This window comes from Prescottella sp. D32 (assembly GCF_037287305.1).
Lineage (GTDB): Bacteria > Actinomycetota > Actinomycetes > Mycobacteriales > Mycobacteriaceae > Prescottella > Prescottella equi.
In genome coordinates, this window is record NZ_JARBSW010000001.1 from 720176 (window position 1) to 736256 (window position 16081).

General features: G+C 69.2%; 15 protein-coding genes. 11 read left to right on the forward strand and 4 right to left on the reverse strand.

Annotated features, from left to right (window positions below):
* Positions 1-16: 16 nt before the first annotated feature.
* Positions 17-676: a TetR/AcrR family transcriptional regulator gene (locus tag PSS76_RS03265; RefSeq protein WP_013417351.1), complete on the reverse strand. Its 660-nt coding sequence runs from the start codon at positions 674-676 to the stop codon at positions 17-19.
* A 101-nt stretch (positions 677-777) separates the two neighbouring features.
* On the opposite strand from PSS76_RS03265, the gene PSS76_RS03270 reads away from it, so the two are divergent.
* From PSS76_RS03270 to PSS76_RS03290, 5 genes are read left to right on the forward strand one after another with little or no spacing between them, the layout of a single operon-like run.
* Entirely contained in the window at positions 778-1968 is a 1191-nt protein-coding gene (locus PSS76_RS03270) for a lipid-transfer protein (RefSeq protein WP_064058653.1), read from the forward strand.
* A gap of 34 nt (positions 1969-2002) precedes the next feature.
* Complete coding sequence (locus tag PSS76_RS03275; RefSeq protein ID WP_005517316.1) at positions 2003-2434, forward strand: type II toxin-antitoxin system Rv0910 family toxin; 432 nt, start codon at positions 2003-2005, stop codon at positions 2432-2434.
* Positions 2435-2438: 4 nt separating this feature from the next.
* The gene (locus PSS76_RS03280) at positions 2439-3302 is read left to right on the forward strand and encodes a MaoC/PaaZ C-terminal domain-containing protein (RefSeq protein WP_022598174.1); all 864 of its coding nucleotides are present in this window, start codon (positions 2439-2441) and stop codon (positions 3300-3302) included.
* Positions 3303-3350: 48 nt separating this feature from the next.
* The gene (locus PSS76_RS03285; protein ID WP_005517320.1) at positions 3351-4220 is read left to right on the forward strand and encodes an SDR family oxidoreductase; all 870 of its coding nucleotides are present in this window, start codon (positions 3351-3353) and stop codon (positions 4218-4220) included.
* A gap of 4 nt (positions 4221-4224) precedes the next feature.
* On the forward strand, positions 4225-6426 hold the full coding sequence (locus PSS76_RS03290; protein ID WP_064058652.1) for an acyl-CoA dehydrogenase family protein: 2202 nt from the start codon (positions 4225-4227) through the stop codon (positions 6424-6426).
* A gap of 9 nt (positions 6427-6435) precedes the next feature.
* Here PSS76_RS03290 and PSS76_RS03295 read toward each other — a convergent pair whose 3' ends face one another.
* Complete coding sequence (locus tag PSS76_RS03295; RefSeq protein WP_064076251.1) at positions 6436-7458, reverse strand: zinc-dependent alcohol dehydrogenase family protein; 1023 nt, start codon at positions 7456-7458, stop codon at positions 6436-6438.
* A gap of 142 nt (positions 7459-7600) precedes the next feature.
* The gene (locus tag PSS76_RS03300) at positions 7601-9202 is read right to left on the reverse strand and encodes an acyl--CoA ligase family protein (protein ID WP_064058650.1); all 1602 of its coding nucleotides are present in this window, start codon (positions 9200-9202) and stop codon (positions 7601-7603) included.
* 150 nt (positions 9203-9352) lie between these two features.
* Between PSS76_RS03300 and PSS76_RS03305 the strand changes: the two genes are divergently transcribed.
* The gene (locus PSS76_RS03305; RefSeq protein ID WP_064058649.1) at positions 9353-10204 is read left to right on the forward strand and encodes a helix-turn-helix transcriptional regulator; all 852 of its coding nucleotides are present in this window, start codon (positions 9353-9355) and stop codon (positions 10202-10204) included.
* On the opposite strand, the gene PSS76_RS03310 is transcribed toward PSS76_RS03305, so the two are convergent.
* A complete protein-coding gene (locus tag PSS76_RS03310; RefSeq protein WP_081264268.1) occupies positions 10194-11468 on the reverse strand; it encodes an MFS transporter in 1275 nt (424 codons plus the stop codon). The two genes, PSS76_RS03305 and PSS76_RS03310, sit on opposite strands and share 11 nt — an antisense overlap.
* A 72-nt stretch (positions 11469-11540) precedes the next feature.
* Between PSS76_RS03310 and PSS76_RS03315 the strand changes: the two genes are divergently transcribed.
* The 5 genes from PSS76_RS03315 (at position 11541) to PSS76_RS03335 (ending at position 16078) form a co-directional block, all read left to right on the forward strand.
* Positions 11541-12248, forward strand: coding sequence for a FadR/GntR family transcriptional regulator (locus PSS76_RS03315; protein ID WP_005517327.1), 708 nt, complete (start codon positions 11541-11543; stop codon positions 12246-12248).
* Positions 12249-12291: 43 nt separating this feature from the next.
* Entirely contained in the window at positions 12292-12819 is a 528-nt protein-coding gene (locus PSS76_RS03320; RefSeq protein ID WP_013417343.1) for a gamma carbonic anhydrase family protein, read from the forward strand.
* Positions 12820-13062: 243 nt separating this feature from the next.
* Positions 13063-14223: a magnesium and cobalt transport protein CorA gene (locus PSS76_RS03325; protein ID WP_022598158.1), complete on the forward strand. Its 1161-nt coding sequence runs from the start codon at positions 13063-13065 to the stop codon at positions 14221-14223.
* Between the two features lie 196 nt (positions 14224-14419).
* The gene (locus PSS76_RS03330; RefSeq protein WP_005517333.1) at positions 14420-14944 is read left to right on the forward strand and encodes an OsmC family protein; all 525 of its coding nucleotides are present in this window, start codon (positions 14420-14422) and stop codon (positions 14942-14944) included.
* Between the two features lie 60 nt (positions 14945-15004).
* The gene (locus PSS76_RS03335; RefSeq protein ID WP_005517334.1) at positions 15005-16078 is read left to right on the forward strand and encodes an ATP-dependent DNA ligase; all 1074 of its coding nucleotides are present in this window, start codon (positions 15005-15007) and stop codon (positions 16076-16078) included.
* Positions 16079-16081 lie beyond the last annotated feature (3 nt).

Sequence of the window (16081 nt, forward strand, 5' to 3'; positions counted from 1 at the left end):
CTCCGCCCGTAGCGATCTAGAGTTCGGCGATCGTCGTCGACGGCTCGAGCTCGACACCCAGCGCGCGGAGATTGGCGTCGAGCACGCTCCAGATGGACGTCTCGAGGAAGCGCGCGAGGTCTGCGCTCGGCACGGGATTCTCCGGCTGGCTCAGCCACCGGTTGACCGTGGCGTCCACCAGCCCGACGAGGGCGAACGCCATCGGTTCCGCGAGCGTCGACGTGACCCCACGGCGGTCGAGGATGCCGGCGAGGAGTGCGCCCAACTGCACGCCGATCGCCGTCTTGGTTCCGGTGACGGCCCGTGAGCCCACGGTCTTGCGGCTCGGCGCGCCCTTGCCGAGAAAGGCGTGCAGGCGCGGGTGCGCGATGATCCACCGCAGGTACGTCTCGACCGCGAGTTCGATCGCTTCCCGCACTGTTCCGTGTGGCGTCAGCACCGGCCCCAGCTCGGTCATCATCACCTCGATGATCCGCAGACGGATCTGTTCGTCGAGGTCACCGCGGTCCGCGAAGATCCGGTACACGACCGACCGCGGAACCTGCGCGCGTTCGGCGATCTGCTGGACACCGATGTCCGTACCGCCGCCCTCGACGGCCTCGAGCGCGGCCTCGAGGATTCGTTCGCGCCGCTGCATCTTGTGGTCGTCCCACCTCGTCGCGCGCCCGTCCGTCATTCGGCGAACAGTACTCGGCAGGGCATTGACTGGACAGGGTGTCTCACTTACTTTGGTCGGACAGCGTGTCACACACAACTTGATCCGGATCGGGAGTCGGCATGAGCAAGAGGGTGTTCGTCGTCGGGGTGGGGATGACGAAGTTCGAGAAGCCGGGGGCGCGCGAGTGGGACTACCCCGACATGGCCCGGGAGGCCGGGACGAAGGCGCTCGAGGACGCCGGTATCGACTACCGCGAGGTACAGCACGCGTACGTCGGATACGTGTACGGCGAGTCGACGTCCGGGCAGCGTGCGGTCTACGAGCTGGGACTGACCGGGATCCCGATCGTCAACGTCAACAACAACTGCTCCACCGGATCCACCGCGCTCTACCTCGCGACCCAGGCGGTCCGCAGCGGTCAGGTCGACTGCGCACTCGCGCTCGGCTTCGAGAAGATGCAGACGGGTTCGCTCGGCACGACGTACGACGACCGGGAACAGCCGATGATGCGGCACCTCCTCGCGCTCGCCGAACTGCAGGAGTTCGCGATGCCGCCCGCGCCGTACATGTTCGGTGCCGCCGGCAAGGAGCACATGGAGCGCTACGGCACCACCGCGGAGCAGTTCGCGAGGATCGGCGTCAAGAACCACCGGCACTCGACGAACAATCCGTACGCGCAGTTCCAGGACGAGTACACGCTCGAGGACGTGCTGGCCTCCAAGCCGATCTACGGTCCGCTCACCAAGCTCCAGTGCTCGCCGACGTCGGACGGGTCCGGGGCCGTGATCGTGGCGAGTGAGGACTTCGTCGACCGTCACGGGCTGGCCGAGCAGGCCGTCGAGATCGTGGGTCAGGCGATGGTGACCGACCTGCCCAGCACGTTCGAGGACCGCAGCGCGATCAGCCTGGTCGGTGCCGACATGACGCGCACGGCGGCCCGATTCGTCTACGAACAGGCCGGCATCGGCCCCGCCGACATCGACGTCATCGAACTCCACGACTGCTTCTCGACCAACGAGCTGCTCACGTACGAGGCGCTCGGACTGTGCGCCGAGGGTGAGGGCGGCAAGCTCGTCGACGCCGACGACACCACGTACGGCGGTCGCTGGGTGGTCAACCCGTCCGGCGGCCTCATCTCGAAAGGGCACCCGCTGGGCGCCACCGGGCTCGCGCAGTGCAGCGAGCTCACGTGGCAGCTGCGTGGCACCGCCGACCGGCGTCAGGTCGACGGCGCCGAAGTGGCGCTGCAGCACAACATCGGGCTCGGCGGGGCGGTCGTCGTCACCGCCTACCGCCCGGCCGAACGCTGAAACCTTCCGTCCCGCAATCATTCCAGGAGTACTCATGGCTTCCGTTTCCGTCTCCGCAGCTCTGCCCGCCGCCCCAGACAAGGCGTGGGACGCCCTGTCGGACCTGTCCCGTTGGGAGGAGTGGCTCACCATCCATCAGGGCTGGAAGAGTGAACTGCCCACCGAGGTCCGCCTCGGCGCCACCTTCACCGAGGTCGTCTCGGTGATGGGCATGGCCAACAAGATCGAGTGGACGGTCACCGAGGTCGAGGTGCCGAAACTCGTGAAGATCGCCGGCACCGGCATGGCCGGCGTCACCGTCGAGTTCACGCTGCAGGTGCAACCCGACGAGGCCGGCAGCAAGGCTGTCATCGACGCCAGCTTCAAGGGCACCATGATCGTCGGCCCGATCGGCAAGGCCGTCGCCAAGAACGCCGCCGCCGACCTCGAGACGTCTCTCGCCAAGTTCGCCGAGCTGGTGGGATAGCGGGATGACCACGCCCACAGTCGAGTTCGACACCTCCGGAATCGGGGTGTGGACCGATCCCGAACGATTCGAGGTGACCGCCGAGCGTATCGCCGAGTATGCGGCCGCCACCAACGATCCGATCGAGCGGCACCTGCGCGGCGAGATCGCCCCGCCGGTGTTCGCCGTCGTGCCGGCGTTCACGTCGATGGCTCCGGCGGCGCTGTCAGTGGCCCCGGTCGAGCTGCTCATGAAACTGGTGCACGGTGAGCAGGATTTCCACTTCCACCGCCCCATCCGTCCGGGTGACACTCTGGTCGTCCGCGCCAAGCCGGTCGGCTTCGCCGGTAAGGAGAACGGATCGACCGTCGTCGTCTACGTCGAGACCCGCACGGACGGAGGCGAACTGGTCAACGAACAGTGGATGACGGCGTTCTTTCGCAAGGTCGACGCGGGGCCGGGGACCGGTGCGTCCGCGCCGACACACCGGTTCGACGAGGCGTTGCGGGCGACGGACCCGGCCGCTGTCGTCACCGCGCACATCGACGAGGACCAGACGTTCCGGTACTCACCGGCCTCCGGTGACCCCATGCCGATCCATCTCGACGACGAGATCGCCCGCATGTCCGGCCTGCCCGGCATCATCAATCACGGGCTGTGCACGATGGCGTTCACGTCGTGGGCCGCGCTCACCGAGTTCGCCGACGGCGACGTGGAGCGACTGAAGCGCCTCGCCGTGCGCTTCGCGAAACCTGTTCTGCCCGGGCAGGACATCGAGACCCGGTTCCGGAGATCGGGATCGGAATCCGGCACCACCACCTACGCCTACGAGACCGGGGTCGGCGACGAACTGGTGATCAAGGACGGCCTCGCCGTCATCGCCGACTGACCTGCCGACCGGTCCACCGACAGATTTCGCTGCGAGAGGGATAACACCATGGGAACACTGGACGGACGTGTCGCGATCATCACCGGCGCGGGGCGGGGTATCGGGCGCGAACACGCCCTGCTGTTCGCGCGCGAGGGTGCCGCGGTGGTCGTCAACGATCTCGGCGGTGCCAACGACGGCACCGGGTCCGACGCGGGCCCGGCGCAGCAAGTGGTCGACGAGATCGTCGCCGCGGGCGGCAGAGCCGTCGCGAACACCGACAACGTGGCCGACTGGGCGGGCGCCGAGGCGCTCGTCGCCCAGGCGGTGCGGGAGTTCGGGCGCCTCGACATCCTCGTGAACAACGCGGGCATCCTTCGCGACAGCTTCATCGCGGGCATGGAGGAGAGCCAGTGGGACGCCGTCATCGCGGTGCACCTCAAGGGGCACGCCGCGACTTTGCACCACGCCGCCGCGTACTGGAAGGCGCAGGCCAAGGCCGGGGAGCCGGTGCAGGCCGCGGTGATCAACACCGCGTCGGCGTCGGGCACGTTCATGCCCAACGCGGGGCAGGGGAACTACGGCGCCGCGAAGGCCGGCATCGCGGCCCTGACCCTGGTGGCGGCCGACGAACTCGAGCGCTACGGGGTCCGCGTCAACGCCATCGCGCCGATCGCGCGCACCCGACTCACACTCGCGACACCGGGGATGGGTGCGCTGTTCGCCGCCGAGGTGCCGGAGGGCGAGTTCGACGCGTTCGCGCCGTCGAACATCTCGCCCCTCGTCGCACGCCTGGCCGCGGCCGACTGCAAACTCACCGGAAAGGTGTACGCCGTCCAGGGGGGCGCCATCTCGGAGCTGATCAACTGGCACGGCGGTGACACCATCGAGAGCGACGGGCCGTGGACGGTCGACGACCTCGCCGAGCGGTTGGGCTGAGCGCATGGCACGCAACGGATACGAGCTCGGGATCGGGCTGAGGGACGAGCATGTGGCGCTGGCCGATTCGGTCCGGGCCTTCGCGGAGCGCACGATCACCGCGGAGCACGTGCGGGCAGCGGTGGAGGCACGGACTGAGGACCGGTTCCCGCCGTTCTGGTCGGCGCTCGCCGGTCAGGACCTGCTGGGTCTCGCGGTGCCCGAGGACCGCGGCGGCCACGGGGCGGGGCTGCTCACGCTCGCGGTGGCGCTCGAAGCACTGGGGCGGACCGTGGCCCCGGGGCCGTTCGTGCCCACCGCCGCCGCTGCCGCGGTACTGGGGGCGGCCGATTCCAAGATCGGGATAGAGGTGCTTCCGGGCTTGATCGACGGAACCCGCACCGCGACGGTCGCTCTCGGTGGTCCGCTCACCGCCGAACCGGACGGCGATGCCTACGTGCTGTCGGGAGTCCTCGATGCGGTCGTCGCTGCCGAACACGCCGACGTGCTGCTGGTGCCGGCCGTCGTCGGCGACGCGGTGCGCTGGATCGTCGTCGACGGCGGCGATCTCACGACCACACCGCAGGACGGTATCGACGTGCTCCGCGGGTCGGCGCGGGTCGAGGCCGACAGGGTGACCGTCGGCTCCGACAGAGTTCTCGACGGTGTGGATGCCCGCCGGGTGCAGTCCATCGTGTCGGTGGTGTTCGGCGCCGAAGCCGTCGGCGTGCTGTCGTGGTGCGTGTCGACGGCGGCGGAGTACGCGAAGACCCGGGTGCAGTTCGGACGCCCGATCGGGCAGTTCCAGGCCGTCAAGCACAAGTGCGCGCACATGGGGATCGCGTTGGAGAAGGCGCGGGCCGCGATCTGGGACGCGGCCTCCGCGCTCGACGTCGACGATGCGACAGCCGATTTCGCCGCCGAGGTGGCCGCGCTGATCGTGCCCGACGCGGCCGTGCAGGTGGCGCAGGACTGCATCCAGGTGCACGGCGGCATCGGATTCACATGGGAGCACGACGCGCACCTGTACTACCGCCGCGCCCTCGCGATCCGCGGCCTGCTCGGCACGCGTGAGGAACGGGCGGAGCGCGTCGCGCAGCAGTCCCTGACCGGTGTCGTCCGGCATTCGGAGCTGGAGCTGCCGCCCGAGGCCGCGGACCTGCGGGTGGCCGTACGGGCGGAACTCGAGCCGATCGCCGCGCTCGACGACGAGGACGAACAACTGGTCGTGCTCGGAGACGGCGGCTGGGTGCAACCCCACCTGCCGAAGCCCTACGGACGCGGTGCCGGTCCGCTCGAACAGATCGTGATCGCGCAGGAGCTGAAGGCTGCGGGAATCCCGTTGCCGCAGTTGCTGATGGGCGGCTGGGCCGTGCAGGCCGTGGTGGCGCACGGGTCCGAGCAGCAGAAGCAGGATCTGGCGGTACCCACCCTGCGCGGCGACGTGGTGTGGTGTCAGCTGTTCTCCGAACCCGGTGCCGGATCGGACCTCGCGTCGCTGACCACGCGGGCGGAGAAGGTCGACGGCGGCTGGAAGATCACCGGCCAGAAGATCTGGACCACCGTCGCGCAGTTCGCGGACTGGGCGATGCTCATCGCCCGCACCGACCCGTCGCGGCCCAAGCACGAGGGCATCACGTACTTCGTGCTCGACATGTCCACCCCCGGAATCACGGTGCGGCCCCTGCGGGAGATGACGGGCTCGGCGCTCTTCAACGAGGTGTTTCTCGACGAGGTGTTCGTACCGGACGAGAACGTGGTCGGGGCTGTGAACGACGGCTGGCACGTCGCCCGCACCACGCTGGCGGGTGAACGAGTGGCCCTGAGCCAGAAGATGGAGGCTTACGCGAGCGACAAGGATCTGCTGGAATTCGCGCGCGGTCGGGGCCTCGGTCCCGTCGGTCGGTACCGGTTCGGCGAGTTGGTCGCGGAGAGCCAAGCGATAGACCTGATCGGCGCGCGGCTGGTGCTCCAGCAGCTTTCCGGTGCGGACGTGAGTACGACGTCGTCGGTCGGCAAACTCCTGGGTATGGGCCTGGGGCAGGCGATCTCGGAATTCGTGGTGGCCGAGTTGGGGCCGGCGGGTGTGGTGGCGGTGCCCGGTGAGCCCAGCGACAAGGCGATGGAACAACTCGTCGCCGGGCGTGCCACGACGATCTACGGCGGCACCACCGAGGTCCAGCTAAACGTGATCGGCGAACGGATGCTCGGTTTGCCCCGGGACTGAGCGGTCCACTCACGGGCGGAGCAGTACCTTGACCGCGCGCCGCTCGTCCATCCGGCGGTAGCCCTCGGCGGCGTCCTCGAGAGGGAGTTCGAGGTCGAACACCCTGCCCGGGTCGATTTTTCGGTTCCAGATGAGATCGACCAGTTCGGGGAGGAAGCGCCGGACAGGCGCCGGCCCGCCGAACAGGTGCACCTCGGCAAAGAACAGTTCCTCGCCCGGCAGTGCGACGCCGTGCGAGACGCCGACGTACCCGACGTGGCCGCCGGGGCGGGTGGACCGCACGGCTTGCATCATCGACTCCTGGGTGCCGACGGCCTCGACGACCGAGTGTGCGCCCAGACCGTCGGTGAGTTCCTTGATGCGGGCCACCCCGTCGTCCCCGCGTTCGGCGACGATGTCGGTGGCGCCGAACTCGTGGGCGAGGGCCTGCCGGTCGGCGTGGCGGCTCATCGCGACGATCCGCTCCGCACCGAGTTGCCGGGCGGCGAGCACCGCGAGGAGGCCGACGGCGCCGTCGCCGACGACCGCGACGGTCTTACCGGGGCCGGCCTCGGCGGCAACCGCGCCGAACCAGCCGGTGCCGAGGACGTCGGACGCGGTGAGCAGCCCGGGGATCAGGTCGGCATCGGGCATCCCGGGTGTCGCGACGAGGGTGCCGTCGGCCAGGGGGATACGCGCGAGTTGTGCCTGGGTGCCGATCGCGCCCATCGGCTCGGCGTTCACGCAGCGGGACTGGTAGCCGGCCCGGCAGATCTCGCACGTGTTGTCCGACGCGAAGAACGAGCCGACCACGAAGTCACCGGGGGCGACGTTGCGAACCTCGCTCCCGACCTCCTCGACCACGCCGACGTACTCGTGTCCCATCGGGGCCGGTCCCCGAACGTTCTCGATCCCGCGATAGGGCCACAGGTCCGATCCGCACACACACGTCGCGGTGGTCCGGATGATCGCGTCGGTGGGAGCGAGGATGGTGGGATCGGGCCGGTCCTCGACCCGGATGTCGCCGGGGGCGTATATGACGGCTCCACGCATGAGCGGATCCTTTCGAGCGAGGGTCGCTTGCCTGCGGTCTGCTCGTGGTCGACTCTATCGGTGCGGGGACGCGTACGGAACCGTCACCGGTTCGGCTGGGACGAACAGACATTCGCGTCGTCCCGGCCGAACCGGGCAGGATTCACCCCAGTGCACGCAGCTCGAACTTGAGCACCTTGCCGGTCGGGGTGCGCGGCAGATCGAGCGGGAACACGATCTCCTCGGGCACCTTGAAACGCGCGATCCTGCTCCGGGTGTGCTCGATGATTTCCTCGGCGGTCGCGGCGGCACCCTTCTTCAGGATGACGTACGCCTTGGGGCGTTCGCCCCATTTCTCGTGCGGCACACCGACGACCGCGACGTCCAGTACCGCCGGATGCGCCATGATCGCCTGCTCCACCTCGACGGTCGAGATGTTCTCGCCGCCCGAGATGACGATGTCCTTGGCGCGGTCCTTGAGCTGGATGTAACCGTCGGGGTGCATGACGCCCAGGTCGCCGGTGTGGAACCAGCCGCCCGCGAAAGCCTCTGCAGTGGCGTCGGGATCGCGGTAGTAGCCGAGCATCACGTTGTTGCCACGCAGGACGATCTCACCCATCGTCTCGCCGTCGGCCGGCACGTCGGCCATGTTCTCGTCGACCACACGTGCGTTCTCGGCCTGGACCATGCCTACCCCCTGGCGGGAGATCAGCGCGGCACGTTCCTCTGGCGAGCAGTCGTCCCAGGCCTGCTGGTATTCACAGATGGTGTACGGCCCGTACACCTCGGTGAGCCCGTACACGTGCACGACGGTGATGCCGAGCGCCTCGAGCTGGCCGATGACGGTGGGAGACGGCGGTGCACCCGCCGTCGTGATGCGCAGCGCGTCGACGCGGTGGGCTCGCTCGGCACCGGCGATGGTGGTGCACACCGCCGGTGCGCCACACAGATTCGTGATGCCGAGGTCGTCGATCGCGTCCCAGACCGCGTCGGCGCGCACCGCCCGCAGGCACACGTGCGTGCCCGCGGCCGCTGTGACCGCCCACGGCGTGCACCAGCCGTTGCAGTGGAACATCGGCAGCGTCCACAGGTATTTGGTGCTGCCGTCGAACCCGTTGTGGAACGTCTCGCCCAGCGAGTTGAGATACGCGCCGCGATGGGAGTACATGACGCCCTTGGGCTTGCCCGTGGTGCCGGAGGTGTAGTTGATCGCGATCACCTGCTGCTCGTCGTCGACGCCCCAGTGCAGCGGCGCGTCGGCCGCGCCGTCGCGGTTGGTCAGGAACTCGTCGTACCGCGCCGTCGCCACCCCGGCGGGGACGTCGGGGTACGGGACCGTCGAGTCCGGTATCTCGACGATCTCCACGACGCTGCCGACGTTCTCCCGCACGGTGCGCACCGAGCCCACCAGCTCGGAGTCGACGAACAAGATCTTCACGCCCGCGTGGTCGAGAATGTACTCGAGCTCCGGACCGGCCAGGCGTGAGTTGAGCGCCACCAGCACGCCGCCGGCCAGTGGCACCGCGAAATGCGCCATCAGCATCTCGGGGGTGTTGGGGCAGAGGTACGCGATCCGGTCCCCGGGCTCGATGCGCGAGCGCAGCACCCGCGCGAGCCGCGCCACCTCGTCGGCGAACTCGCGGTAGGTGTAGCGGCGGTCCCCGTGGACGATCGCGGTCTTGTCGGGGAAGACCGTGGCCGAGCGGTCCAGGAAGCGCAGCGGACTGAGCGGGGTGTGGTTCGCCGAGGCGGACAGTGGGGACACGAGTACCTCCGTGGTGAGTGCACGTGACGGGCGTTACATCCGGTCGGCGCCGACGCTATGGGCCACGACCCGGCTCCCGCTACCCTCTGAAGTGGGTATCCCGAAGCGGGCGCCCGAGCCCGTGAGTCCCACGATCCACCGAACGAACAGATGACCGACACCCTGAGACCCAGCGACGAGGACGCGATCCGCGCCGAACTGCGAAATCTGCGTACCAGCACCTCGCTGCCGGTCCTGTTCGGCGGAATGGCCGACGGACCCAGCATGCGGTTGTCCGGCTTCGTCGGGACGCGTGGCACGCTGCTGCGCGACCTCGTCATCGACTCGGCCTGCGGGCTGGGCGGCCGGGTCATGGCCGAACAGCGACCCGGCGCGGTCCAGGACTACGCGCACTCGCGGCACATCACGCACGACTACGACCACGAGGTGGCGAGCGAGGGCATCGAATCGCTGCTCGCCGCGCCTGTCGTGGTACGTGGGAAGACCCGTGCCGCGGTGTACGGGGGACTACGCGCGAACCTCCCGATCGGGGACGTCGTCGCCGAGACGGTGATGCGATCCGCGCGCAAGCTCGCGCACGAGATCGAGGTCCGGGACGAGGTCGACCGCCGGATACTGATGATCGAGAACTCGCGGACCGCGCCCGTGGGCCACCGGGACCCGAGGGTGTCGGAGGGGATCACCGAGAGCTACCTCGCGCTGCGCTCGATCGCGGACCGGCTCGACGACGCCGCCCTGACCGCCGAGGTCGAGGCCGTCGAGCAGAAGCTGCGCGGGCTGACCACGGGGCCGTCGGCTCCGGCCGAGGTCGCCCTGTCCCGGCGGGAGTTCGAGGTGCTCGCGCACGTCGCGCTCGGCTGCCGCAACGCGGAGATCGCCGAGCGGCTGGGGCTGCGCCTCGACACGATCAAGAGCTACATGCGCAACGTCATGACCAAACTCGAGGTCCACAGTCGGCACGAGGCGGTCGTCGAGGCGCGTCGGCAGGGACTCATTCCCTAGCCGCTCCGGCCGACTCGGATCGGCGGATCATGTTCAGCACCAGAGCGATCAGGCACAGAACCGCCGCGGCCACCGAGAACTCCGCGACCGCCGTCGAGGTTCCCTGATACGTCACGAGGAGACCGGCGACGATCGCCGGCACCCCCAGCCCGATGTACGTGACGGTGAAGAAGGCGGCCAGTACGGCTCCGCTCGTCTCCGGTGCCCGCGCGGCGACGGCTGCGCCCACCCGCTGCATGCCGCCCGCGAAGGCCCAGCCGTGTCCGAGGCCCACCGCCACCGTCACGGCGAAGAGCAGCGGCAGGCTCGGAAAGCGGTCGACGACGAACAGTCCCACCGTCCCGCCGAACATCACCCCGAGCCCGACGCGTTGCGCGACGAGGGGGTCGATGCCGCGCATGCCCAGTTGCGAGAGCACCGAACACCCCATCACGAGCGCGGCGGCGGCGGCGCCCACCAGGAGGTTGGACATGCCGAGCAGTTCCGCGATCCACGACGGCACCACCGACTGGAACAGTCCCACCGTGGCCCAGGCGATCGCGGCCGGCAGCGTCGCCAGGACGAACACCGATCGGATGTCACGCGGAAGGCGCGGCACCTCGACGAGGCGACGCCGTGCGCCGGGCGCCGCGCCGCGGTGCGACGGCTCCGTGGTTTTCGGGAGGGCGGCGAGTGCGACGGCACCCGGCACCAGGGCCGCGGCGAAGAGGACGTACGGCAACACGGTGGAGTGGGGGAGGTACTCGGCGACCGCCCCGGCGAGCAGTGGGCCGAGCGCCGCACCGGCCGCGGTGCTCGCGCTCGCCGCGCGGGCGGCGCGGACCGTGTCGCGTCCGGGTACATGATCGAGCAGCGCCGCGGCTCCGGCGGCCGAGCAGGCGCCCACCGACACGCCCTGGAGGATGCGTCCGACCACGAGCCAGGCGGTCGCGTCGGCCGCCGCGAGCACGACGGCCCCCACGAGTCCGGCGCCGAGGGCGGTCACCAGAACCGGGCGTCGTCCCACCCGGTCCGACAGCGGGCCGAAGAGGAAGAGGGCCGGCACGAGGGCGGCCGCGTACACCGCGAAGATCAGCGTCTGGGTGACGGGGCTGAACCCGAAGTCCGCGCGGTAGACGCCGTAGAGCGCGGTGGGCATGTTGGCGCCTACCAGCAGGATCGCCAGGACGTACCCGATTCCGTGGAAGTGGCGTGCCGCCCAGCGGCGCGTGCGAGGCGGGGCGTCCTGCAAAGCGGTTCCGGAGCGGAGGGAGGTCGTCGACACGAATACATCCTACGTAGGACGTCCCATGTATTCTCGGTGAGGGCGGGTGGCGACTCGTGTGAGGATGAATCGGTGACGGTTGTGCAGAGGGAATCGGCTTACCAGCAGGCGCTGGACTGGATGCGCGCCCGGATCGCGTCGGGCGACTGGCCGATCGGCGCCCGGATCCCCACCGAGCCCGAGCTGACCGAACTCCTCGGCGTCGGGCGCAACACGCTCCGTGAGGCGATCAAGTGCCTCACCTCGACCGGAATTCTGGAGATCCGGCGGGGGGACGGGACATACGTGTGCGCTCGCACCGACATCGGCGGGCTCCTCACCCGTCAGGTCGCGGTCTCGGAGATGCTCCACGTCTACGAGGTTCGTCGCGCGCTCGAACTCGAGGCAGTCCGGCTCGCATGCGTCCGCCGCACCGACGACGACGTCCGGCGTCTGCGTGAGGCCCTCGACCTGCGGAACGAGACCGGTCGCACCGGGGACGGCGGCGCATTCGCCGACGCCGACCTCGCCTTCCACGTCGCGGTCGTCGCCGCAGCCCACAATCCGGTCCTCGACGAACTGTTCGCCGGCATCTCGGAGCCACTGCGCGCCACGTACGACTTCACCGAAGGCGTCCACGAGCCCGAACTCGGGGCGGGACATCACCGGAACGTCGTGGACGGGATCGAGCAGGGCGACGAGTCGCTCGCGACGCGCGGCACATGCGGTCATCTCGACCTGTTCGTCGCCGGGGTGCACGAACGCCGGGCCGATGCCGAGCGTTCGGCGCGCTCGGGGTAGAAATCTCGCGAAGTGCATTTCGTTCTCGAAAGGTGTTCTCCGCGTGGCAATCTATCGTCTCGGTGACCTGGTTCCCGACATTCACCCGACCGCCTTCGTGCACCCCGACGCGGTCGTCGTCGGTGCGGTGACCATCGGTGCCGACGCCTCGATCTGGCCGTCGGCGGTTCTGCGGGCCGACTACGGGGCGATCAGTGTGGGTGCGCGTACGTCCGTCCAGGACGGCACCGTGCTGCACACGTCGGCGCAGTGGCCGACCGTGATCGGGGCCGGGTGCGTCGTCGGACACAACGCGCATCTCGAGGGCGCGGTCGTGGAGGACGGCTGCCTGATCGGATCGATGTCGACGTGCCTGCAGCGAGTGGTGGTGGGCACAGGCAGCCTCGTCGGTGCTGCCGCCCTGCTCACCGAGGGGACCGTCGTCCCGCCCCGCTCGCGGGTGTTGGGTGCGCCGGCAACCGTTGCGCCGCATCCGGATCCGGACGGATTCGCGAAGGGTATCGAGCGGGGTGTGGCGACGTACGTCGCGAACGCGGCGCGCTATCTGTCGGAGATGGAGCGCATCGGCTGACCGGTGCGGTTGTCGCCGTCGTCGGCGGCGGAGTAGGGTGTCGTCGTTCGTGCCGAACCCTGCCCGCGTGCGGTCGCGGGATTTCGAGGAAAGAGGAGGTGGGGCTAGCGATGAGTAGCCAACCTCCGAGTACCAGCTGAAATTCAGACAATCCACGCCATCCGATCGGGTGGCGTTCGACTGGTGTCCGCTGCTGCCGTGACCGACGGTGCCGCCGCGGACCTTCCCGAAAGCCGTGTTCGCATGCGTGAAAAGCGTCCGATCCGTTCCATCCTTCCTCGTCGTGCCGCGGGCACCGCCGACGACGTGGTCTCGCCGGAGCACTCGATGGCGCCCCGTCATCCCGGGCAGTCCGTGCCCACCCCGCCGCAGGCCGGTCTGGTCGAGTCCAGCGTCGTCAACAGTGCGGTGTACCGCGACGGTCGACGCATCGCGTCGCCGGCGACTCTGGCCGAGGCGCTCGCGAGCCTCCCCGATGCGTCGTCGATGGCCTGGATCGGGCTCTACCGCCCGTCCGAGACTCAACTGCACGCTGCGGCAAAGCAATTCGATCTGCACGAGCTCGCGGTCGAGGATGCGATCGTCGCGCACCAGCGTCCGAAGCTCGAGCGCTACGGCGAGACGCTGTTCGTGGTGCTCCGCGCTGCCCGCTACCTCGACGAGTCGGAGACGGTCGACTTCGGTGAACTGCACATCTTCTGCGGTCCCACCTTCGTGCTCACGGTCCGGCACAGCGAATCGCCGGACCTGTCGAATGTTCGGGACCGCATGGAGAGCGACCCCGAACTGCTCAAGCTGGGCCCGGAGGCCGTGCTCTACGCGATCCTCGACGCCGTGGTCGACGGCTACGCTCCCGTCGTCGCCGGACTGCAGAACGACATCGACGAGATCGAGACCGAGGTGTTCAGCGGCGACCCGATGGTGTCGCGTCGCATCTACGAACTCTCGCGCGAGGTGGTCGAGTTCCAGCGCGCCACGAAGCCGCTGCTGGGCATGCTGCGGGCGCTGTCCGCCGGTTTCGACAAGTACCAGACCGACGAGGAACTGCAGAAGTATCTGCGCGACGTCACCGATCACGCGACCATGGTCGTCGAACGGGTGGACGGCTTCCGGGAACTGCTCGGCAGCATCCTCACGCTCAACGCGACGCTGGTCTCGCAGGCGCAGAACGAGGAGATGCGCAACCTCACGCAGGCCAGCTACGCGCAGAACGAGGAGATCAAGAAGGTCTCGTCCTGGGCGGCGATCCTGTTCGCGCCCACGCTCATCGGAACCGTCTACGGCATGAACTTCGAGAACATGCCCGAGTTGAACTGGGCGGGCGGCTACCCGTTCGCCCTGATGCTCATGTTCCTGACCTGCGCCAGCCTGTACACCATTTTCAAGCGGCGCGGCTGGCTGTAGCGCGTTCGGCGCGTTACAGTTTCGGCTGTGACCGGAACACGCGCGCTCGACCTGGGGATGCTGCTGACGCGGCGCCGTCATGTCGATTTCGCGCTCGTGTGCACGTGCGGTTGTCGTCGATTCCGATAGACCCCGACGACCAGTTCGCCGGGCGGCCGAGGCTGCCCGGATCCGCACTCCCACGACAGGTTCCCCCATGACCACAGCTTCCGTATCGCATCTGTCGGCCATCGTCTCCGCGACCGCCGACGCGGTCGCGGACGACGCCGCCAAGGCACACGTCGTGTTCCGGGCGAAGGCCCAGGCGCACGACGCCGTCGCCAGCACCGTCGCACTGGGCAAGTACACGGTCGAGGTCGACGAGCCGCCGGCCCTCGGCGGCGACAACGCCGCACCCAACCCGGTCGAGTACTACCTGGCCTCGCTGCTGTCCTGCCACGTCGTCACCTACCGCTTCTGGGCCGAGCGCCTCGGGATCCGGGTCGACGACATCAAGGCCCGTGCCGAGGGCGACCTCGACGTCCGCGGCTTCTTCGGGTTCGACGACGACGTCCGCCCCGGATTCGGTGAGGTGCGCGTCGTCGTGACGGTCACCGGGCCGGAAACCCGCGAGCGCTACCTGGAACTGCACGCGGCGGCCGAGGCGCACTGCCCGGTGCTGGATCTGACGCGCAACCCGACGCCCGTCGTCTCGGTGCTCGAAACTCCCGAGACGAACTGATCGGCGACACCGACGGCGAAGCGCAGCGCGAAGACGCCGATCGGGTGCCACTATGGACCCGTGGATCTTCCGATCGCGCCACCCCTGCAGCCGATGTTGGCCAAGGCCGCATCCGGAGTGCCGGAACAGCCGGCCGACGAGCCCGTGTGGTCGTACGAGCCGAAGTGGGACGGATTCCGTGCCATCGTCTTCCGCGACGGCGCCGACGTCGTGCTGGGCTCCCGTGGCGGCAAGGACCTGGCGCGCTACTTCCCGGAGATGGTCGACGCGGTGCGCGCGGAGTTGCCGGAGCGGTGCGTCGTCGACGGTGAACTGGTGGTGCCCCGCGAGATCGGCGGACGCACGCGGCTGGACTGGGGTTCGCTGTCCGAGCGCATCCATCCCGCCGACAGCCGCGTGCGGCTGCTCGCCGCCGAGACCCCGGCCCAGTTCATCGGGTTCGATCTGCTGGCGCTCGGCGACGACGACTTCACGAAACGTGCCTTCGCGGAGCGGCGGGCGGCCCTGCTCGGGGCGATCGGCGGCGGGCCGAGCTGTCACGTCACCGCCGCGACGCGCGACGCCGCCACCGCCGAGCGCTGGTTCGAGACGTTCGAGGGCGCCGGACTGGACGGCGTCGTCGCCAAACGCCTCGACGGCCACTACCTGCCGAACAAGCGGGAGATGGTGAAGGTCAAGCACTCCCGAACAGCAGATGTCGTGGCGATCGGCTACCGGCCGCACAAGAGTCAGCCGGGCATCGGGTCGATCCTGCTGGGCCTCTACGACGGCGGCGAGCTGCACATGGTCGGCGGGGCGTCGGCGTTCACCGCGAAGCGGCGCGTCGAGCTGCTGGCCGAACTCGAACCGTTGCGGGTGGGCGACGACGTCGTCGCAGAGGGCGAGGCGACGCGGTGGCGGTCGAGTGCCGACCGCAGTTGGGTGCCGCTGCGCCCCGAGCTGGTCCTCGAGGTCGCGTACGACCAGATGGAAGGCGGTCTGGGGGAGCGCGGCAGCCAGGCCGGGGTCCGCTTCCGGCACGCCGCCCGGTTCCTCCGTTGGCGTCCGGACCGCGACCCGCAGTCGTGCACGTTCGAGCAACTCGAGGTCCCGCTGCGCTACGACCTCGCCGACGTCCTCACAGGAGAGAGCTGAACC